This is a genomic window from Streptomyces sp. NPDC056222, from assembly GCF_042264065.1.
Classification (GTDB): Bacteria; Actinomycetota; Actinomycetes; order Streptomycetales; family Streptomycetaceae; genus Streptomyces.
Genome location: NZ_JBHJTL010000007.1, coordinates 18,952 through 38,959, shown reverse-complemented (window position 1 = coordinate 38,959; position 20,008 = coordinate 18,952). Strand labels below are relative to the sequence as shown.

15 protein-coding genes are annotated in these 20,008 nt (G+C 72.0%); 9 read left to right on the top strand and 6 right to left on the bottom strand.

What is annotated here, in order from left to right; all coding sequences use genetic code 11:
• The first annotated feature begins 61 nt into the window (after positions 1–61).
• A complete protein-coding gene (gene aspA, locus ACFC0D_RS05605; RefSeq protein ID WP_376431344.1) occupies positions 62–1,516 on the top strand; it encodes an aspartate ammonia-lyase in 1,455 nt (484 codons plus the stop codon).
• Here aspA and ACFC0D_RS05600 read toward each other — a convergent pair.
• A complete protein-coding gene (locus ACFC0D_RS05600; RefSeq protein WP_376431342.1) occupies positions 1,513–2,487 on the bottom strand; it encodes an NADP-dependent oxidoreductase in 975 nt (324 codons plus the stop codon). The genes aspA and ACFC0D_RS05600 overlap by 4 nt on opposite strands.
• Before the next feature lie 69 nt (positions 2,488–2,556).
• Here ACFC0D_RS05600 and ACFC0D_RS05595 point away from each other — a divergent pair, with 69 nt between their 5' ends.
• Positions 2,557–3,546, top strand: a complete 990-nt coding sequence (locus ACFC0D_RS05595) for a GlxA family transcriptional regulator (RefSeq protein ID WP_376431340.1) — start codon at positions 2,557–2,559, stop codon at positions 3,544–3,546.
• Positions 3,547–3,888: 342 nt separating this feature from the next.
• Positions 3,889–4,584 (top strand): type 1 glutamine amidotransferase domain-containing protein, encoded by a 696-nt coding sequence (locus ACFC0D_RS05590; RefSeq protein WP_376431338.1) that lies wholly within the window; start codon positions 3,889–3,891, stop codon positions 4,582–4,584.
• 54 nt (positions 4,585–4,638) lie between these two features.
• On the opposite strand, the gene ACFC0D_RS05585 is transcribed toward ACFC0D_RS05590, so the two are convergent.
• Complete coding sequence (locus ACFC0D_RS05585; RefSeq protein ID WP_376431336.1) at positions 4,639–5,031, bottom strand: nuclear transport factor 2 family protein; 393 nt, start codon at positions 5,029–5,031, stop codon at positions 4,639–4,641.
• A gap of 51 nt (positions 5,032–5,082) precedes the next feature.
• Positions 5,083–6,486, bottom strand: coding sequence for a short-chain fatty acyl-CoA regulator family protein (locus tag ACFC0D_RS05580; RefSeq protein ID WP_376431334.1), 1,404 nt, complete (start codon positions 6,484–6,486; stop codon positions 5,083–5,085).
• 427 nt (positions 6,487–6,913) lie between these two features.
• On the opposite strand from ACFC0D_RS05580, the gene aceA reads away from it, so the two are divergent.
• The 6 genes from aceA (at position 6,914) to meaB (ending at position 16,024) form a co-directional block, all read left to right on the top strand.
• Positions 6,914–8,200: an isocitrate lyase gene (aceA, locus tag ACFC0D_RS05575; RefSeq protein WP_376431332.1), complete on the top strand. Its 1,287-nt coding sequence runs from the start codon at positions 6,914–6,916 to the stop codon at positions 8,198–8,200.
• 98 nt (positions 8,201–8,298) lie between these two features.
• Positions 8,299–9,891: a malate synthase A gene (gene aceB / locus ACFC0D_RS05570; RefSeq protein ID WP_376431330.1), complete on the top strand. Its 1,593-nt coding sequence runs from the start codon at positions 8,299–8,301 to the stop codon at positions 9,889–9,891.
• Positions 9,888–10,802, top strand: coding sequence for a 3-hydroxybutyryl-CoA dehydrogenase (locus ACFC0D_RS05565; protein WP_376431328.1), 915 nt, complete (start codon positions 9,888–9,890; stop codon positions 10,800–10,802). Before aceB ends, ACFC0D_RS05565 begins: the two co-directional genes overlap by 4 nt.
• Positions 10,803–11,040: 238 nt before the next feature.
• Positions 11,041–12,849 carry a methylmalonyl-CoA mutase family protein gene (locus ACFC0D_RS05560; RefSeq protein ID WP_376431326.1) on the top strand — a complete coding sequence of 603 codons (1,809 nt, stop codon included), beginning with the start codon at positions 11,041–11,043 and terminating at the stop codon, positions 12,847–12,849.
• Positions 12,849–15,026, top strand: coding sequence for a methylmalonyl-CoA mutase (gene scpA / locus ACFC0D_RS05555; protein WP_376431324.1), 2,178 nt, complete (start codon positions 12,849–12,851; stop codon positions 15,024–15,026). Before ACFC0D_RS05560 ends, scpA begins: the two co-directional genes overlap by 1 nt.
• Positions 15,023–16,024, top strand: coding sequence for a methylmalonyl Co-A mutase-associated GTPase MeaB (meaB, locus tag ACFC0D_RS05550; protein WP_376431322.1), 1,002 nt, complete (start codon positions 15,023–15,025; stop codon positions 16,022–16,024). Before scpA ends, meaB begins: the two co-directional genes overlap by 4 nt.
• A gap of 12 nt (positions 16,025–16,036) precedes the next feature.
• On the opposite strand, the gene ACFC0D_RS05545 is transcribed toward meaB, so the two are convergent.
• The 3 genes from ACFC0D_RS05545 to ACFC0D_RS05535 all read right to left on the bottom strand — a co-directional run bounded on the left by ACFC0D_RS05545 (position 16,037) and on the right by ACFC0D_RS05535 (position 19,932).
• On the bottom strand, positions 16,037–17,587 hold the full coding sequence (locus tag ACFC0D_RS05545; protein WP_376431320.1) for an ATP-binding protein: 1,551 nt from the start codon (positions 17,585–17,587) through the stop codon (positions 16,037–16,039).
• Entirely contained in the window at positions 17,584–18,324 is a 741-nt protein-coding gene (locus tag ACFC0D_RS05540) for a response regulator transcription factor (RefSeq protein WP_376431505.1), read from the bottom strand. Before ACFC0D_RS05540 ends, ACFC0D_RS05545 begins: the two co-directional genes overlap by 4 nt.
• 84 nt (positions 18,325–18,408) lie before the next feature.
• On the bottom strand, positions 18,409–19,932 hold the full coding sequence (locus tag ACFC0D_RS05535; protein ID WP_376431318.1) for a streptophobe family protein: 1,524 nt from the start codon (positions 19,930–19,932) through the stop codon (positions 18,409–18,411).
• Positions 19,933–20,008 lie beyond the last annotated feature (76 nt).

The window sequence follows — 20,008 nt, the reverse complement described above, 5'->3', positions numbered from 1 at the left end:
GCCGTGCCCTCCACACGCCTCTCCTCGAAACCCCTCCCCTCCCCTTAAGGCACTGACCTCGATGAAGACTGTCTCCCGCCGTGAGCACGACCTCCTCGGAGAGCGGGAGGTGCCCGCCGACGCGTACTGGGGCATCCACTCCCTGCGCGCCATGGAGAACTTCCCCATCACGGGAACGCCGATCTCCGTCTACCCCCAGCTGATCGACGCGCTGGCCGCCGTCAAGGAGGCCGCCGCACTGACCAACGAGGAACTGGGCCTGCTCGCCCCGGAGAAGGCGGCCGCGATCGTCGCCGCGTGCCAGGAGATCCGTTCCGGAAGGCTGCACGACCAGTTCGTCGTCGACGTCATCCAGGGCGGCGCCGGAACCTCGACGAACATGAACGCCAACGAGGTCGTCGCCAACCGGGCCCTCGAACTCCTCGGCCACACCAAGGGCGACTACCGTCACCTGCACCCGAACGAGGACGTCAACCTCAGCCAGTCCACCAACGACGTCTACCCGACCGCCGTCCGGATCGCGGCGATCACGGCGGTCCGAGGCCTGCTCCAGGCGACGGCGGTCCTCCAGGACGCGTTCGCGGCGAAGGCCGTGGAGTTCCGCGACGTCCTGAAGATGGGGCGCACCCAGCTCCAGGACGCGGTGCCCATGACGCTGGGCCAGGAGTTCTCCACGTACGCCGTGATGCTGGACGAGGACCGCAACCGGCTGGCCGAGGCGGTGGAGCTGATCCACGAGATCAACCTCGGCGCCACGGCGATCGGTACGGGCCTCAACGCCCCCGCCGACTACGCCGAGACGGCCCGCCGCCATCTGTCCGAGATCACCGGGATGCCGCTGGTGACCTCCGCCAACCTCGTGGAGGCGACGCAGGACTGCGGCGCGTTCGTCCAGCTCTCCGGTGTTCTGAAGCGGCTCGCGGTCAAGCTCTCCAAGACGTGCAACGACCTGCGTCTGCTGTCCTCGGGCCCGCGTGCGGGCCTGAACGAGATCAACCTCCCCGCGGTGCAGGCCGGTTCGAGCATCATGCCCGGCAAGGTCAACCCGGTGATCCCCGAGGTGGTCAACCAGGTCGCGTTCGAGGTGATCGGCAACGACATCACCATCACCATGGCGGCGGAGGGCGGTCAGCTGCAGCTCAACGCCTTCGAGCCGGTGATCCTGCACTCCCTGGCGAAGAGCATCACCTCGCTGCGGGCCGCCTGCCTCACCCTAGCCGAGCGCTGCGTCTCCGGAATCACGGCCAACACCGAGGAACTGCGCGCCGCGGTGGAGAACTCCATCGGCCTCGCCACTGCCCTCAACCCGCACATCGGCTACACGGCGGCCACCGCGATCGCGAAGGAGGCCCTCCTCACGGGTCGCGGCGTCGCCGAACTCACCCTGGAGAAGGGCCTCCTGCCCGCCGAGCGCATCGCGGAGCTCCTCACCCCGGAACGCCTGACGGGCTCCCCCGGCCCGCTCCGCCAGGAACTCATCAGGAGCTCACCAGCAGCTCACCAGCAGCTCCGCTAGGAGGCCTGCGCCGCTTCGGACCCGCCGACCACCAGGACGATCTTGCCGGTGGTGCGGTCGGTCTCGCCCAGGGCGTGGGCCTTCGCGGCCTCGGCGAGGGGGAAGGTGGCCTCCACGTGGGCCCGCAGGGAGCCCGCCGCCACCAGGTCGGCGACAGCGCTCATACCCGCGTGGTCGGCCTCGACGAGGAGGGTCTCCACACGGACGCCGCGCGCTTCCGCCTTCTGCGCCTCGTCGGGGTCGGTGGGCGGCAGGAGCGAGACGAGGACGCCACCGGGGCGCAGGACCTCGAGGGAACGCGCGCGGGTCTCCCCCGACATCGGGTCGAGCACCACGTCGATGTCGTGGGCGACGTCCCGGAAGTCGGTGGTGCGGTAGTCGATGACCTCGTCCGCGCCGAGGGAGCGCACGAAATCGTGCTTGGGCGCGCTCGCCGTGCCGATGACGTACGCCCCACGGGCCTTGGCGATCTGGACGGCGAGGTGGCCGACGCCGCCGGCGGCCGCGTGGACGAGGACCCGCTGCCCGGGAGCGACGGCGGCGGTGTCGACGAGGGCCTGGTAGGCGGTGAGCGCGGCGAGCGGGAGGGCTCCGGCCTGGACGTGGTCGATGCCGGCGGGCTTGAGGGCGAAGGCCCGGGCGGGGGCGGTCACGTACTCGGCGTGGGAGCCGACGCCGTAGGGGTAGGGCAGCATCCCGAAGACCTCGTCGCCGGGCTTGAAGAGCGTCACGCCGTAGCCGACGGCCTCGACGACGCCGGAGACGTCCCAGCCGAGGACGAGAGGCATCCGGTCGAGGAACAGCACCTGGGAGCGGTGCTTCCAGTCGGTCGGGTTGACGCCGGCCGCGCGGACGGCGACCAGGATCTGGCTGGGACCGGGGGTCGGTCGGGGGATCAGGACCTCCTTGAGCACGTCGGGGGTGCCGTGGGTGTCCTGGCTGATGGCGCGCATGGTGGCGTTGTTCGTCATGCATCCAGGTTCCCGGCCGGGGCCTGGGCGTACCATGGCATGATTGCCATCTTTCGACAGGATCGTGCCATGGGAAGCGAAAGCGCCACGGAAGTCGCCGCGGAGAGGCCTCATCGGGTCGTCGTCCTCGCCCTGGAGGGGGTGTACCCGTTCGAGCTCGGCATCCCGAGCCGTGTCTTCGGGGCGGCGGGTGACCGGTACGAGGTCCTGACCTGCTCCGTCGACGGCGGCCCGGTGCGTACGAACTCCGACTTCTCCGTCACGGTGGAGCACGGCCCCGAGGCGCTGCGTACGGCGGACACGGTCGTTCTCCCGCCCTTCGACACCGCCCAGGTCACCCGGGAACTCCGGACGGAGATCACGGACGCGCTCGCCGAGGTCCCGCCGGGCACCCGGATCGTCTCCATCTGCACGGGAGCCTTCGTGCTCGCGGCGGCGGGTCTCCTCGACGGGCGGCCGGCCACCACGCACTGGGCGCTCGCGAACGTGTTCCGGTCGTGGTTCCCCCAGGTGGACCTGGACCCGGACGTTCTCTTCGTCGACGACGGCGACCTGCTGACCTCCGCCGGCGCGGCTTCCGGGGTGGACGTCTGCCTGCATCTCGTACGCAAGGACCACGGCACCGCCGTGGCCAACCAGGTGGCGCGGGCCTGCGTCGTACCGCCGTGGCGGGACGGCGGCCAGGCCCAGTACATCGTGCAGCCCGTCCCGGGGCGGGACTCGAGCGGGACGTGGGCCACCCGCCAGTGGGCCCTGGAGAACCTCCACGAACCGCTGACGCTGAGGGAGCTCGCCGACCACGCCCGGATGAGCCTGCGCACGTTCGCCCGCCGCTTCAACGAGGAGGTGGGCATGAGCCCGGGCCGCTGGCTGATCCAGCAGCGCGTGGACCACGCGCGGCAGCTCCTGGAGTCCACCGACCTGGCGGTGGACGACATCGCCGGCCAGGTCGGGTTCGCGACCGGAACCTCGCTGCGCCAGCATCTGCACGCCGCCATCGGGGTCTCCCCGCTCGCCTACCGGCGGACCTTCCGAGGCACCCTGTCGCCGAGCACCTGAGCATCTCCGCAGGTCAGAGCGGCGGTGAGGGTATTCCCTCGGATCCATCGGAGTTCCAATGCCGACCATTGGATTCTCCATTGGAATCCCGTCGACGGCGGGCTTAGCGTCGAGGACATCGCCGCACCGACGATCCGAACCCGGAGTGCCGGCGCTTCCCGGGTGTCGACGCTTCCGGAGTGTCGACCTTCGCCGAGCGTCGCCTTCGGCGAGTGTCGGCATTCGCCGAGTGTCGACACTCGCGAAGCGCAGGCACTCGCAGAGCGTCAGCGCCCGCGGAGCGTCTCCCCGCGGCGGTACCCATCCCGGGCCTCAGGCCCCGCCCCCTCGGAGTGACTCACCATGTCGAAGATTCTTTTCGTGATCACCGGCGCCGACCACTGGACGCTCGCCGACGGCACCAAGCACCCGACCGGCTTCTGGGCCGAGGAGGCCGCGGCGCCGTACGAGGCGTTCGTGGCCGCCGGCCACGAGGTCGTCGTCGCCACTCCCGGCGGCGTCGTCCCCACGGTCGACCGGAGCAGTTTCGCCCCCGAGTTCAACGGCGGTCAGGAGGGCGCGGACAGGGTCGCCGCCGTCCTCGCCTCCTTCACCGAACTCCAGCACCCGATCGCCCTGGAGGACGTGAACCTCGACGAGTACGCGGCCGTCTTCTACCCCGGCGGCCACGGCCCGATGGAGGACCTCGCCGTCGACCGGACCTCGGGGCGGATCCTGATCGACGCCCTCGCCTCGGGCAAGCCGCTCGCCGTCGTCTGCCACGGCCCGGCGGCGCTCCTCGCCGCGACCGAGGACGACGGCACCAACGCCTTCGCCGGCTACCGGGTCGCCGCCTTCACCAACGCCGAGGAGACCCAGTCCGGCTTCGCCGACAAGGCCAAGTGGCTGCTGGAGACCCGTCTGACCGAGGCGGGCGTCGACGTACAGGTCGGCGAGCCCTGGGTGCCGAACATCGTCGTCGACCGCAATCTCGTCACCGGCCAGAACCCGTCCTCCTCCGCCCCGCTCGCGGCCGAGATCCTCAAGAAGCTGGGCTGACCCGGGAGCCGGCGACCGGCTCGGGGCCGCTGACCCGAGGCTCCCGTCCCCGCCTCACTCCTCGGCGGCCTCCCGGGCGATCCGGTCGAACTGGGCGCCCATCGCCTCGGCGAGCGCCTGGGCGGCGGAGAGCGGCCGGACCATGACGGTGAAGTCGTCGATCCGGCCGTCCTCGTCGAAGTGCAGGAAGTCGCAGCCCTGGATCTGACGGCCGTTCACGGTCGCGGTGAAGACGAGCGCGTGGTCCCGCCCGTCGGGGTTGGCGATCTCGCGCACGTAGGTGAAGTCCTCGAAGACCCGCAGCACCCCGCGGAGGATCGCCGCGGTGATCGGCTTCCCGACGTACGGCTTGAACGCGACGGGACTCGTGAAGACGACGTCGTCGGCGAGCAGCGCGGCCACGGCGGACGGGTCACGATTCTCGACGGCCTTGCGGAACGGGTGCATGAACCCTCACATACTCAACTCGTTGAATAGGTGAGGGGGAGGCTACACCAGTCAGCCGTCCTCCACCGTGTACGGAACGAAGGTGCTGGTGTTCTCGTCCACCGCGAGCGGACGGCCCAGCGGGGGGACGGCGCGCTGGGGGCAGTCGAGGCGCTCGCAGAGGCGGCACCCCATGCCGATCGGGGTCGCCGCCCCGGTGTTGTCGAGGTCGATGCCGTCGGAGTAGACGAGTCGGGAGGCGTGGCGGATCTCGCAGCCCAGTCCGATGGCGAAGGTCTTGCCTGGCTCGCCCCAGCCGCCGCGGTTGCGGGTGACGGCGCGGGCGGTCCACAGGTACCGCTGACCGTCCGGCATGGCGGCGACCTGTACGTGGATGCGGCCGGGGGCGGCGAAGGCCTCGTAGACGTTCCAGAGCGGGCAGGTACCGCCGGCGCGGGAGAAGTGGAAGCCGGTGGCCGACTGACGCTTGGACATGTTGCCGGCCCGGTCGACCCGGACGAAGGAGAACGGCACCCCGCGCAGCCTGGGCCGTTGCAGGGTGCTCAGACGGTGGCAGACGGTCTCGTATCCGAGCCCGAAGTGGTCGGTGAGCCGCTCGATGTCGTAGCGGAACTCCTCGGCGGCCGTATGGAAGGCCCGGTACGGAAGGACCAGGGCGGCGGCGAAGTAGTTGGCGATCCCTATGCGGGCGAGGGCGTGCGGGGTGGATCCGGTGGGGAAGTCCTCCGCCGCGAGCCGGTCCAGCTCGGCGGACTGCTCCAGCAGGGCCAGCTGCGTCGCCATACGGAAGGCCTGCTGACCGGGGCGGAGGCGGGTCGACAGGTGCAGTACGCGGCCGGCGTCGTCGTAGTGGTGCAGCCGGTCCGAGTCGGCGGTGACCCGGACGCCGTGCTGTTCCGCGAGCCGGGCGGTGAGGGTGCGTACGACGTCCCCGGGGCGGATGCGGAGCGACCGGGCCAGCTCCTCGGCGGCGAGGTCGATGTCGTGGAGGTAGTTCTGGCGGCGGTAGAAGAACTCGCGGATCTCCTCGTGCGGGGAGCGGGGAGCGTCCGGACGCAGGTCCCCGTCGCGGCCTTCGACGGTCCCGGCGAGACGCTCGGCGAGCTGCTGGCTGCGCCGCCCGAGGTCCAGCAGGACATGCGCGACGGCAGGCATGCGGGAGGCGAGTTCGGCCAGGTCGGAGGGGGACACGCGGGCCTTGTCGACCTCCCCCGCGAGCGCCTCGCGCAGGTCGGCCACGAGGCGGCTGGTGTCCCGTTCCGAGAAGAAGCCCGGGTCGACGCCGAAGGTCTCCGTCAGGCGCAGCAGCACGGGCACGGTCAGCGGGCGTGAGTCGTGCTCCATCTGGTTCAGATAGCTGGGCGAGATGGCGAGCACCCGGGCCAGCTCGGCCTGGCTCATCCGCCGCTCCTCGCGCAGCCGCCGCAGCCGCGCTCCCGCGTAGGTCTTACCCACCGCGCCTCCCTCGTCGACCGTCCCCGGACCGTTCCGCCCCGGACCTTTCCGGCCCCCTTCCGGACCGCCCCGCGACGCGCGTCAGCCTACGTGGAATCCGCGTCGACAGACCTTCGCAGACTTGGCAGAACATCGCGCGAAGATTCGCAGAAGTTGGCAATCGTCCCTGGTTGATGGCACCCGGTGTCATTGGGAGAGTCGTCCTGCGGCCCGCCGGACCAGGCGGCCCAGGCGGTACCACCGGGCGCGATTCATGCCCTGATGTCGGTGATCCCGGCAGGTCCCGGCTGGCGGTTCGACGCGCGATTGCTCAGCTCGTTCCACGAGGGACGGCGGGCCGCACACCCCATCACGGCACACAGTGCCAATGCTTTGCACTTTTGACGTGCACGGCCCGGTCGAACGACTCATGGAGACAGTGACGGTCATGGCAGAGACGAACACGACGGCTGCGGCGGCGAAGCTGGCCGAGCGCTGGGCGACGGACCCCCGCTGGGCCGGGATCGAGCGCACCTACACCGCCGAGGACGTGGTCCGGCTCTCCGGCAGCATCCGCGAGGAGCACACCCTGGCCCGGCGCGGCGCCGAGCGCCTGTGGCGGCAGCTGCACGAGCGGGACTACATCCACGCGCTCGGCGCGTTGACCGGCGGGCAAGCCGTCCAGCAGGTGCGGGCCGGTCTCCAGGCCATCTACCTCTCGGGCTGGCAGGTCGCCGCCGATGCCAACCAGGCCGGGCACACCTACCCCGACCAGAGCCTCTACCCGGTCAACTCGGTGCCGCAGGTGGTGCGCCGGATCAACAACGCCCTGCTGCGGGCCGACCAGATCGCCACCGCCGAGGGCGGCTCGGACGGCATCGACTGGCTGGCGCCGATCGTCGCCGACGCCGAAGCCGGCTTCGGCGGCCCGCTGAACGCCTTCGAGCTGACCAAGGCGATGATCGCGGCGGGCGCGGCCGGAATCCACTACGAGGACCAGCTGGCCTCGGAGAAGAAGTGCGGCCACCTCGGCGGCAAGGTCCTCGTCCCGACCGCCCAGCACATCCGCACCCTGAACGCGGCCCGGCTCGCGGCGGACATCGCCGACACCCCGACCCTGGTCGTCGCCCGCACGGACGCCCTCGCCGCGAACCTGCTGACCAGCGACGTCGACGAGCGCGACGCCCGGTTCGTGACGGGCGAGCGCACGGCCGAGGGTTTCTACCGCGTGCGGAACGGCATGGCGCCCGTCATCGCCCGTGGCCTCGCCTACGCCCCGTACGCGGACCTCATCTGGGTCGAGACCGGCACCCCGGACCTGGCGCAGGCCCGCGAGTTCGCCGAGGCGATCCACGCGGAGCACCCGGACCGGATGCTCGCGTACAACTGCTCGCCCTCCTTCAACTGGAAGGCCGCGCTGGACGACGACCAGATCGCCAAGTTCCAGCGTGAGCTCGGGGCGATGGGCTACCGCTTCCAGTTCATCACCCTGGCCGGCTTCCACTCCCTCAACCACGGCATGTTCGACCTGGCCCGCGGCTACGCCGAGCACGGCATGACGGCGTACGTCGACCTCCAGGAGCGGGAGTTCGCCGCCCAGGCGCAGGGCTTCACCGCCGTCAAGCACCAGCGCGAGGTCGGCACCGGCTACTTCGACCTGGTCTCCACCGCCGTCAACCCGGCCTCCTCCACGACCGCGCTGGCCGGCTCCACCGAGGAAGAGCAGTTCCACTAGCCCACCCTCCGGCGTCCGGCCGGTTCGCGTCCCGGCCGAACGGGGGCGAGCGACCGTCTCCGCCCGCCCCCGTTCACCTCGCAGCTCAGGAGAGTTCGATGACCATCAGCGCCCCGACCCGTCACGTCCGTGTCCTGGCCGCCCCCGGTGACCGCCACGACGAGATCCTCACCCCCGCCGCCCTGGACTTCGTCGGCCGACTCGCCGACGCCTTCGGCGAACGCCGGCAGTGGCTCCTGAAGGAGCGCCGTCGGCAGGCCATCCGGCTCGCCACCGGCTCCCCTCTCGACTTCCCCGTCGCCACCTCGGCCGTGCGCGCCGACCCGTCCTGGCGCGTCGCCCCGCCCGCCCCCGGGCTGACCGACCGCAGGGTCGAGATCACCGGACCGCCGGACCGCCGGATGGCGGTCAACGCGCTCAACTCCGGAGCCCAGGTGTGGATGGCCGACTTCGAGGACGCCACCGCCCCCACCTGGGACAACGTCATCGGCGGCCAGCTCACCCTGCTCGACGCCATCGAGCGCCGCATCGACTTCACCACGCCGGAGGGCAAGGAGTACCGCCTCGGCGAGAACCCCGCCACCATCGTGGTCCGGCCGCGCGGCTGGCACCTCGACGAGGAGCACCTGGAGTTCGGCGGCCGCCCGGTCCCCGCCTCGCTGGTCGACTTCGGTCTGTACTTCTTCCACTGCGCGCGGCGCCAGATCGACGCCGGGTACGGCCCGTACTTCTACCTCCCCAAGCTGGAGAACCACTACGAGGCACGACTGTGGAACGACGTCTTCGTCCTCGCCCAGGAGCTGCTCGGCATCCCCCGTGGCACCGTCCGCGCCACCGTCCTCATCGAGACGATCACCGCCGCGTTCCAGATGGAGGAGATCCTCCACGAGCTGCGCGAGCACAGCGCCGGTCTCAACGCCGGCCGCTGGGACTATCTGTTCAGCCTGATCAAGACCTTCGGCCACCGCACCGACTTCCTCCTCCCCGACCGGGCCAAGGTCACCATGACCGCCCCCTTCATGCGCGCCTACACCGAACTCCTGGTGCGCACCTGTCACCGGCGCGGCGCCCACGCCATCGGCGGCATGGCCGCCCAGGTCCCGAGCAAGGACCCGGCCGCGCACGAGGCGGCCCTCGCCAAGGTCCGGCTCGACAAGGAACGCGAGGCCGAGGACGGCTTCGACGGATCCTGGGTCGCCCACCCCGGACTCGTCCCGGTCTGCCGCGGCGTGTTCGACGGCGTGCTGGGCGACCGGCCCGACCAGATCCACCGGACGCGCGACGACGTGGAGACGACCGCGGACGACCTGCTCTCCGTACGGCGGATCAGCGGCCCGCCGACCGAGGACGGCGTGCGAACCAACATCGCCGTCGCCCTGCGCTACTTCGACGCCTGGCTGCGCGGGCAGGGAGCCGTGGCGCTGTACGGGCTGATGGAGGACGCCGCCACCGCCGAGATCGCGCGGGTCCAGGTCTGGCAGTGGCTGAGGCACCAGGTGATCGACCGCACGACCGTGCTGGAGGTTCTGGACGAGGAGCTGGCCAAACTCGGGGCGGAGTACCCGTGGGCGGCTCTCGACGAGGTGCGTGAGCTGTTCGCGAGGACCACGCTCGCGGCCGAGCTGCCGCTCTTCTTCACCCCGGACGCCTACTCCCGGCACCTTGTGCGACGGACGGAGTCCGCAGCATGAGCGGACGCAGCGGAGACAGCGGGGCCAGCGCGGTCAGCGCGGTCAGCGGGGACATCCGGCGCGTCGGGATCGTCGGCGGCGGGCAGATGGGGGCGGGCATCGCGGAGGTCTGCGCCCGCGCCGGCCTCGACACCGTCGTCTGCGAGGCCGACGCCACGGCGGCCCGCGCGGCCCGCGATCGCGTCGCCGTCTCCCTCGACCGCGCCGTCCGGCGCGGCAGGCTCGACCGGGCCGCCGCCGAGGACGCCCTGGCCCGTCTCCTCTTCACCGGAGATCTCGACGATCTCGCCGACCGTCAGCTGGTCGTCGAGGCCGTCGTCGAGAACGCCGACGCGAAGACCGGGATCTTCGCCGCTCTCGACAAGATCGTGGCGGACCCGGAGGCGATCCTCGCCAGCAACACCTCGGCCGTCCCGATCATGCGGCTCGGCATGGCCACCCACCGGGCCGACCGGGTCGTGGGCGTGCACTTCTTCAACCCCGTGCCGGTGCTCCCCCTGGTGGAGATCGTCCCCTCGCTCCACACCACGCCGGAGACCACGGCACGGGTCGAGAGCTTCGTGCGCGACACCCTCGGCAAGACCGCGATCCGCTCCCAGGACCGGTCCGGCTTCGTCGTCAACGCCCTGCTCGTGCCGTACCTCCTCGCGGCGGTCCGGATGGCCGAGTCCGGGTTCGCGACGGCGAGCGACATCGACGCCGCCATGGTGCTGGGCTGCGCCCACCCGATGGGCCCGCTGAAACTGGCCGATCTGATCGGCCTCGACACCGTCGCCGCGATCGCCGAGTCGCTGTACGAGGAGTTCAAGGAACCCCTCTACGCCCCGCCCCCACTGCTCCGGCGGATGGTCCAGGCGGGGCTGCTCGGCCGCAAGAGCGGCCGCGGGTTCCACACGTACGACCAGGACTGAGGGGTCCTGGTCCGCCGCCCGGGCAGAGGGAGCCCGGCTGCTGAAGGAACCGGTGGGGGTGCGACCCGCGGTGCGGTCGCGCCCCTTCCGTGTGGTCCGGTCCGCCCTCGGCATCCGGCGCTCGCGGACGTGAACGGTCCCATGCGGCATAGAACGGATTACCCCGCAGGTTCAAGGAGGGCAAGGTCACAGCCATGTGGCCTGCTGCTCCTTTGTTCACCTGACCTAGCATCCGAGCATGACAGTCCTTCCCGACGACGGGCTTGCCCTCGCCGCCGAATTCTCCGACGCGACCCGTGAGCAGTGGCAGCACCTTGTGTCCGGCGTGCTGCGCAAGTCGGGCAAGGAGGTGGAAGGCGCGGCCGCCGAGGACGCCCTCTCCACCACGCTGGAGGACGGGCTTCGCGTCCGCCCGCTGTACGCCGCCGACAACGCCGCACCCGAGCCCGGCTTCCCCGGCTTCACCCCCTTCGTCCGGGGCAGCAGGGCCGAGGGGAACACCCAGGGCGGCTGGGACGTACGCCAGCGGCACACGGCCGCGGACGGCCCCACGGTGCTCGCGGACCTGGAGAACGGCGTCACCTCGCTCTGGCTGACCGTCGGAGAGGGCGGCATCCCGACGGCCTCGCTCGGCTCCGTCCTCGACGGCGTCTACCTCGACCTCGCCCCCGTGGTCCTCGAAGCCGGCCACGAGCTCGAAGAGGCCGCCGAGGCACTGCTGCGCCTGTACGCGGAGCGTGGCGTCGCGAACGAAGCCGCCCGCGGCAACCTGGGAGCCGATCCCCTCGGCCTCGAGGCCCGTACGGGACAGGCGTCGGAGTTCGCGCCCGCGGCCGGACTCGCGCGGCGGTGCGCCGAGGAGTACCCGGGACTGCGCGCGATGACCGTGGACGCGCTGCCGTACCACGAGGCCGGCGGCTCGGCCGCTCAGGAGCTGGGCTGTTCGCTCGCGACGGGCGTCGCGTATCTGCGGCAGCTCACCGAGGCGGGTCTCAGCGTGGAACAGGCCTGTGGCCAGCTGGAGTTCCGGTACGCGGCCACCGCCGACCAGTTCCTCACCATCGCCAAGCTGCGGGCGGCCCGCAGGCTGTGGGCCCGGGTCGCCGAGGCGTCCGGAGCGAGCGGCGCGGGCGCGCAGATCCAGCACGCGGTGACCTCGCCGGTGATGATGACGCGCCGCGACCCCTGGGTGAACATGCTGCGCACGACCGTCGCCACCCTGGCCGCCGGCGTGGGTGGAGCCGATTCCGTCACCGTGCTGCCGTTCGACCACGCACTCGGACTGCCCGACGCCTTCGCGCGCCGAATCGCCCGCAACACCTCGACGATCCTGATCGAGGAGTCGCACCTGTCCCGCGTGATCGACCCGGCGGGCGGCTCCTGGTACGTGGAGCGCCTCACGGACGAACTCGCCGAGGCCGGGTGGGAGTTCTTCCGCACCGTCGAGCGTGCCGGCGGTCAGGCCGCCGCACTGCGGTCCGGGATGATCCGCGACCGGCTCGCCGAGACCTGGTCGGCCCGCAGCACGAAGCTGGCCAAGCGGCGCGAACCCATCACCGGCGTCAGCGAGTTCCCGCACCTGACCGAGAACCCGGTCGTCCGCGAGCCCGCGCCCGAACCGCCGTCCGGCGGCCTGCCCCGCGTACGCCGCGACGACGCGTACGAGGCGCTGCGCGCCCGCTCCGACGCCCACCTCGCGGCGACGGGCACCCGGCCGCGGATCTTCCTCTCCACCATCGGCCCGGCCGCGGCGCACACGGCGCGGTCCACGTTCGCCGCCAACTTCTTCCAGGCGGGCGGCATCGAGCCCGTCACGGAGGGCACCTTCGAGGAGAGCGGCGCGAGCGAGGCCTGCCTCTGCTCCAGCGACGCGCTCTACGAGGAGCAGGCCGCGGCCCGCGCGCAGGAGCTCCGGGCGAGCGGCGCCGGGCATGTGTTCCTCGCCGGACGGCCCGCCGAGCACGCCGGTGTGGACGCCTTCGTCTTCGCCGGCTGCGATGCCGTCGCCGTACTCTCCGCCACGCTCGACCGCATGGGAGTGTCCTGATGTCCATCCCCGATTTCTCCGCGATCGAGCTGGGGACCCCGACCGCCGACGCCGGCGCCGACGAGTGGCGGTCGGCGGTCAAGAAGGCCGCCGGCGGTGACGACCTGCTCTGGGAGACCCCGGAGGGCATCGCGGTCAAGCCGCTCTACACCGGGCAGGACCTGGAGGGCCTGGACTTCCTGGAGACGTACCCGGGCATGGCCCCGTATCTGCGCGGCCCGTACCCGACGATGTACGTCAACCAGCCCTGGACGATCCGTCAGTACGCGGGCTTCTCCACGGCCGAGGAGTCCAACGCGTTCTACCGGCGCAACCTGGCGGCCGGCCAGAAGGGGCTTTCGGTCGCCTTCGACCTGCCCACCCACCGCGGCTACGACAGCGACCACCCGCGCGTGACCGGCGACGTCGGCATGGCGGGCGTGGCCATCGACTCGATCTACGACATGCGGCAGCTCTTCGACGGCATCCCGCTGGACAAGATGACCGTGTCGATGACGATGAACGGCGCCGTGCTTCCCGTACTCGCGCTGTACATCGTGGCGGCCGAGGAACAGGGCGTGCCGCCCGAGAAGCTGGCCGGGACCATTCAGAACGACATCCTCAAGGAGTTCATGGTCCGCAACACCTACATCTATCCGCCGAAGCCGTCGATGCGGATCATCTCCGACATCTTCGCCTACACCTCGCAGCGGATGCCGCGCTACAACTCCATCTCCATCTCCGGGTACCACATCCAGGAGGCGGGTGCGACGGCCGATCTGGAGCTGGCCTACACCCTCGCCGACGGCGTGGAGTACATCCGGGCGGGACGGGAAGCGGGCCTGGACGTGGACGCGTTCGCCCCCCGGCTCTCCTTCTTCTGGGCGATCGGCATGAACTTCTTCATGGAGATCGCCAAGATGCGGGCCGCCCGGCTGCTGTGGGCCAAGCTGGTCAAGCAGTTCGATCCGCAGAACGCCAAGTCGCTCTCCCTGCGCACCCATTCGCAGACCTCGGGCTGGTCGCTCACCGCGCAGGACGTCTTCAACAACGTCACGCGTACGTGTGTCGAGGCGATGGCGGCCACCCAGGGCCACACCCAGTCGCTGCACACCAACGCCCTCGACGAGGCGCTCGCCCTGCCCACCGACTTCTCGGCGCGGATCGCCCGCAACACCCAGCTGCTCATCCAGCAGGAGTCGGGCACGACCCGGGCGATCGACCCCTGGGGCGGAAGCGCCTATGTGGAGAAGCTGACCTACGACCTGGCCCGCCGCGCCTGGCAGCACATCCAGGAGGTCGAGCGGGCGGGGGGCATGGCGCAGGCCATCGACGCCGGCATCCCCAAGCTGCGCGTGGAGGAGGCCGCGGCCCGTACGCAGGCCCGCATCGACTCCGGGCGCCAGCCGGTCATCGGCGTGAACAAGTACCGGGTCGACGCCGACGAGCAGATCGACGTGCTCAAGGTCGACAACTCCTCCGTGCGCTCCCAGCAGATCGCCAAGCTGCGGCGGCTGCGGGAGGAGCGCGACGAGGCGGTCACCCAGGACGCACTGCGGGCGCTGACGAACGCGGCGGACCGCGGCGACGGCAACCTGCTCGCGCTGGCGGTGGACGCGGCCCGCGCCAAGGCGACGGTCGGTGAGATCTCCGACGCCCTGGAGAAGGTGTACGGGCGGCACGCGAGCCAGATCCGTACGATCTCCGGCGTGTACCGCAACGAAGCCGGCGACTCCCCGTCCGTGGAGCGCACCCGTACCCTCGTGAACGCCTTCGCCGACGAGGAGGGCCGCCGTCCCCGCATCCTGGTCGCCAAGATGGGCCAGGACGGCCACGACCGCGGCCAGAAGGTGATCGCCACCGCCTTCGCCGACCTGGGCTTCGACGTGGACGTCGGCCCGCTGTTCCAGACGCCGGCCGAGGTCGCGCGCCAGGCCGTCGAGGCGGACGTGCACATCGTGGGCGTGTCGTCGCTGGCGGCCGGTCACCTGACTCTCGTACCGGCGCTGCGGCAGGAACTGGCCGCGGAGGGGCGCGAGGACATCATGATCGTGGTGGGCGGCGTCATCCCGCCGGCCGACGTCCCCACGCTCCTCGAGATGGGCGCGGCGGCCGTGTTCCCGCCCGGGACGGTGATTCCGGACGCGGCGCACGACCTGGTGCGGCGGCTGTCGGCCGGCCTCGGGCACGAGCTGTGATCGACGTCGACGCGTATGTGAAGGGTGTACTCGACGGGAAGCGGGCGATCGTGGCCCGCGCCATCACGCTCGTCGAGTCCACCCGCCCCCAGCACCGGGCTCTGGCCCAGCGGTTGCTGACCGAGCTGCTGCCGCACAGCGGGAAGGCACGCCGGATCGGGATCAGCGGTGTGCCGGGGGTCGGGAAGTCGACGTTCATCGACGCGTTCGGCACGATGCTGACCGGCCTCGGCCACCGGGTCGCTGTTCTCGCCGTCGACCCCTCGTCGAGCCGCACGGGTGGCTCGATCCTGGGCGACAAGACGCGGATGGAGCGCCTCGCCGTGGACCCGGCGGCCATCGTGCGGCCGTCCCCCACGGCGGGAACGCTGGGCGGGGTCGCCAAGGCGACGCGTGAGTCGATCCTGGTGATGGAGGCGGCGGGCTACGACGTGGTCCTCGTCGAGACCGTCGGCGTCGGCCAGTCCGAGACCGCCGTCGCCAACATGGTCGACTCGTTCCTGCTGCTCACGCTCGCGCGGACGGGTGACCAGCTGCAGGGCATCAAGAAGGGCGTCCTGGAGCTGGCGGACGTGGTCGCCGTCAACAAGGCGGACGGACCGCACGAGCGCGATGCCCGTACGGCCGCCCGTGAACTGTCGGGCGCGCTGCGGCTGATGCAGAGCCGGGACGCGGCCTGGTCCCCGCCCGTCCTCCACTGCAGCGCCCGCGAGTCGACCGGCCTGGACACCGTCTGGGAGCGCCTCGAACAGCACCGCACCCTGCTCGACTCGACCGGCAGCCTCGCCGCCCGCCGTCGCGACCAGCAGGTCGACTGGACGTGGACCATGGTCCGCGACGACCTCCTGGGCCGGCTCCATGCGGACCCTTCCGTCCGCGCGCTGGCCCCGTCCCTCGAACAGCAGGTCAGAAACGGCCAGTTGACGGCGACTCTCGCCGCGGAACGCATCCTGCGTGCGTTCGAGACCGCCGGAGGGACCGCCCCGGAGGACGTCTGACCGCGTCCACGGTCACGTACTCCCCTCGCCGCCACCGTGCGACGGGTCGGGGAGGGGGAGTTCGATGCGGAAGGTGCAGCCGTCGCCCGGGGCTGTGTCGAGGGTGATGTGGCCGCCCTGGGCGGAGACGAGGGCGTGGGCGATGGCGAGACCGAGGCCCGAGCCGCCGGTTGCGCGGGTGCGGGAGTCGTCGGCGCGGTAGAAGCGGTCGAAGACCCGGTCGCGTTCGGCGGGGGTGAGACCGGGGCCCTCGTCGGCGACTTCGAGGACGGCGTGGGTTCCCGCGGTGCCGACACCGATACGGATCGGGGTGCCGGCGGGGGTGTGGCTGACGGCGTTGCCGATGAGGTTGGTGACGACCTGGCGGAGCCGGGCCTCGTCGGCGACGGCGGGGGCGCTGGACGGCTTTCCGCCACCGGGACCGGTCAGGGTCACCGGCCGGGTCGTGTCCAGGGCGCGTACGTCGTGGAGGGCGTCGGCGGCCAGGGTGCGCAGGTCCATGGGGGCGAGGTCGAGGGCGAAGGCCGGTCCCCGGTCGGCGTCGGCGCCCGGGTGGGTGTCCTCGTCGAGGCGGGCGAGGAGCAGCATCTCCTCGACGAGCCGGGTGAGGCGTTCGGACTCCGCGGCGATCCGGGTCATGGTCTGGTCGACGTCCTCCCGGGTGGGCAGGGCACCCATGCGGTAGAGGTCGGTGTAGCCCTTGATGCCGACGAGGGGCGTACGGAGTTCGTGGCTCGCGTCGGCGAAGAAGCGCCGCGTTCTCGCTTCGGCCTCCGCGCGGGCCCGGAAGGCCGTGTCGATCCGGCTCAGCATCTGGTTCAGGCAGGCGGTCAGGCGCCCCACCTCGGTGTGGGGGGCGGCGAGTTCGGGGACCCGGTGCGAGTAGTCGCCGGCGGTGATGGCCGTCGCGGTCTCCTCGATACGGGTCAGGGGGCGCAGTCCGGAACGGACCGCGAACCAGCCGGCGACGGCCAGCGCCGCGAGCAGGGCGGCGCCCACCGTCAGCGAGAGGTTCCGGGTCTCGGCGATCGTACGGTCGACCTCGTCGAGGGAGGTGGCCACGAGGACGCTGCCCCTGGTGTCGGACCGTCCGGGCGGGAAGACCTGGTCGGGCTGGGTGAGGGCGATGACGCGCCAGCTGTGGTCGCCGTCGTGCGCGGGAACGGTGAAGGGGCGGCCCTCGTGGGCGACGACGCCGGCGCGGTCGAGGGCGGGCAGGTCGGGGCCACCGCCCGGTGGCGCGGTGCTCGCGTCGAACGATCTGCGGGTGGCACCGTCGTCGTCCAGGTAGGTCACGGTCGTGTCGCCGAGGACGCTGAGCGCCTGCACGCCGGGCGGGGTACCGGTGCCGGAGGGCGGTGACAGCCGGGCGGCGATCTGCCCGGTCAGGACGAGCCGGTCGTCGACCCGGTCCTGGAGGTAGGCGTGCAGGGCCGTGGTGACGAACATGCCCGTGCCGAGGAGGCCGACGGCGACCAGGGCGATGGACAGGCACAACAGGCGGGTACGGAGCGACAGCCGGCTCGGCCGGGGCCGGGGCGGCGACAGCGTGGGACGCTTCACGGCCGGGGCTCCCGCATCACGTAACCGACGCCCCGGACGGTGTGGATGAGCTTGGGCTCGCCGGTGTCGACCTTGCGGCGCAGATAGCTGATGTACGTGTCGACGATGCTGGGGTCGCCGCCGAAGTCGTACTCCCACACGCTGTGCAGGATCTGGTTCTTCGTCATGGTCCGTTCCGCGTTGGCGACCAGGAAGTGCAGGAGGCGGAACTCGGTCGGGGACAGCCGCACGGTCCGGCCCGCCCGGGTGACGTGGTGGCTGTCGGGTTCGAGTTCCAGATCGCCGACGGTCATCCGGGCCGGCTGCTCGCCCCGGGTGCGGCGCAGCACCGCGTGGATCCGGGCGATCAGCTCTTCGAGGTCGAAGGGTTTGGTGACGTAGTCGTCGCCACCGAGGCGCAGGCCGTGCAGCCGGTCCTGGCGGTCGTCGCGTGCGGTGACGAAGAGGACCGGCACGTCGCCGCCGCGTCCGAGCCGGGGTGAACGAGGCTGGGAGCGCAGTCGGCGGATCACCTCGAAGCCGTCCATGTCGGGGAGCATGACGTCGAGCAGGACGAGATCGGGGGTGCGCCGGGCGGCCAGGTCGAGGGCTTCCCGGCCGGTGGCGGCGGCGTCGACGTCGAAGCCGGCGTAGCGCAGCGCGGTGCGCAGCAGTTCCCGGACGGTGGGTTCGTCGTCGACGACGAGCAGATGGTCCGGGCGCGCCGCGGTACGGGAGGAAGGTGTCGGTGCCGCCATGGTGAGGATCTCCTCCTTCACGGACACGGGCTGGGCCGGCGGGACTGAGGGCCGGCGGGGATTCTCAGGAGATCACACGGGGCTTCACGGAGCCGAGTCGGACGGGACTCGGGATGCGGACCGGGCGAGGGCGGATCCCGCCGGGCGCCGGAGCGCGGTGCCGGGCGCCCCGGCGGCGCTGTTACGGCCCCGGGCCCGCCGGCCGTGCAGGCGGCTGCCGCCGTACGCGGCGAGGGCGGCCAGGACGCACCCGACGAGCGCGGACAGCCCCGGGGTTCCTTCCAGCCCGGCGGCGACGCCACCCAGCTCGCCGCCCATGGCAGTGATGCCGATCCGCAGCGACCCCCTCGCCAGCAGCGGCAGCACCAGCATCGAGACGCCGACCGCGATGCCCGTGCGCAGGGCGATCTCCACGTGGCGGCCGAGCAGGGACTCGGATTCCTCCCGCGGGGTGCGTGCCGGGGTACGGCCGGCGGCGACGTACCCGGCGATCACCAGCAGGAGCAGCGTGAGCGGCAGCGCGATCAGCCACACCGGTACGCCGGCGCCCGACCAGCCGCCGAGGTCCACGGACCTGTCCGCGCCCGCCGCGTCGCCCTGGGCCCCCGCGCCGATCATGCCGAGCAGCCCGCCGCCCTCGGACTGCAGGCGGTGCACGCCGGCCTCCCAGGAGGTGCCGAAGCCGGTGGTGAGCAGCGCGGCGATCAGGTTGGGACCGACGAGCAGCAGCATCCCCGCGGCCTCGGCGGCCTGCTCACGGCCGGTCAGGGCGGCGGCGCCGGCCACCAGCGCGGCAGCCGGGGCCGACCAGCACAGCACGGCCGCCAGGCCGGTCAGGGTGGAGGCGACGGCGTTCCACTTCCGCCGGAACCGGCCCAGCGCGATGGGGCGCGGCAGGGGCGTACGGCGGGCCGCGACGCAGCCGACCGCCAGGACGACGGCCACCCACAGCAGGCCGAAGAAGACGGTCGCGGCGGTGTCGGTCTCGAAGGTGACCGAGAACAGCCCCTGGAGGAGGTCCCCGCCGCTCCCGTCGCCACCGCCGGTGAAGCGGCCGAACGCCTCGGCCGAAGGGCCGTCGCCGAACCGTTCCGTCACGCTCTCGGGCAGCCGGGCCGTGCCATGGGCCAGGCCGGCGAGGACCGGGAGGACCACCGCCGCGGTCACCACTGCGCCGCCGCACCGGGCCCACAGCATCACCGGGGCGGGCCGCGGCCGCCGGCGCAGGGGCCGGAAGAAGGCGATCGCGAGGACGGCGGTGCCCAGGAAGGTCAGGGTCAGCGGGGTCAGCGCCGCCTCGCCGTCCAGGCCGAGTTCGAGACCCCCGCCGAGGCCCGCGAGCAGCCCGCCGAGGCCGCCTCCGTCGGCGGACTCGGACGCGGCGGAGGTCGCCGACTCCACGGTGACGTCGCCGCCGACGGCCATGCCGACGACTGTCGGCACCAGTCGGGAGAGCGGCGCGACGGCGCCGGCGCCGAGGACGGCCAGGGCCGCCCATGCGGTGACGGCCATGACCACGAGGGCGGTCGCGACGGAGAGCGCCCCTTCGACGGCGTGACGCCTTGGTGTGACGGGAGGAGCGGAGTGCGGCGGCGGGGCTGCGGACATGGGCGGGCTCCTTGTGGAGAGGTGTTCGGGGCGGGCCGGCGCGCGGCGGGCCGAGCGGGGGCTGCGTATCGCGTAC

Excerpts from the sequence above, each read along its gene's own strand:
- aspA (WP_376431344.1), top strand. The coding sequence starts at position 62 with ATGAAGACTGTCTCCCGCCGTGAGCACGACCTCCTCGGAGAGCGGGAG.
- ACFC0D_RS05600 (WP_376431342.1), bottom strand. The coding sequence starts at position 2,487 with ATGACGAACAACGCCACCATGCGCGCCATCAGCCAGGACACCCACGGC.
- ACFC0D_RS05595 (WP_376431340.1), top strand. The coding sequence starts at position 2,557 with ATGGGAAGCGAAAGCGCCACGGAAGTCGCCGCGGAGAGGCCTCATCGG.
- ACFC0D_RS05590 (WP_376431338.1), top strand. The coding sequence starts at position 3,889 with ATGTCGAAGATTCTTTTCGTGATCACCGGCGCCGACCACTGGACGCTC.
- ACFC0D_RS05585 (WP_376431336.1), bottom strand. The coding sequence starts at position 5,031 with ATGCACCCGTTCCGCAAGGCCGTCGAGAATCGTGACCCGTCCGCCGTG.
- aceA (WP_376431332.1), top strand. The coding sequence starts at position 6,914 with ATGGCAGAGACGAACACGACGGCTGCGGCGGCGAAGCTGGCCGAGCGC.
- aceB (WP_376431330.1), top strand. The coding sequence starts at position 8,299 with ATGACCATCAGCGCCCCGACCCGTCACGTCCGTGTCCTGGCCGCCCCC.
- ACFC0D_RS05565 (WP_376431328.1), top strand. The coding sequence starts at position 9,888 with ATGAGCGGACGCAGCGGAGACAGCGGGGCCAGCGCGGTCAGCGCGGTC.
- ACFC0D_RS05560 (WP_376431326.1), top strand. The coding sequence starts at position 11,041 with ATGACAGTCCTTCCCGACGACGGGCTTGCCCTCGCCGCCGAATTCTCC.
- scpA (WP_376431324.1), top strand. The coding sequence starts at position 12,849 with ATGTCCATCCCCGATTTCTCCGCGATCGAGCTGGGGACCCCGACCGCC.
- ACFC0D_RS05540 (WP_376431505.1), bottom strand. The coding sequence starts at position 18,324 with ATGGCGGCACCGACACCTTCCTCCCGTACCGCGGCGCGCCCGGACCAT.
- ACFC0D_RS05535 (WP_376431318.1), bottom strand. The coding sequence starts at position 19,932 with ATGTCCGCAGCCCCGCCGCCGCACTCCGCTCCTCCCGTCACACCAAGG.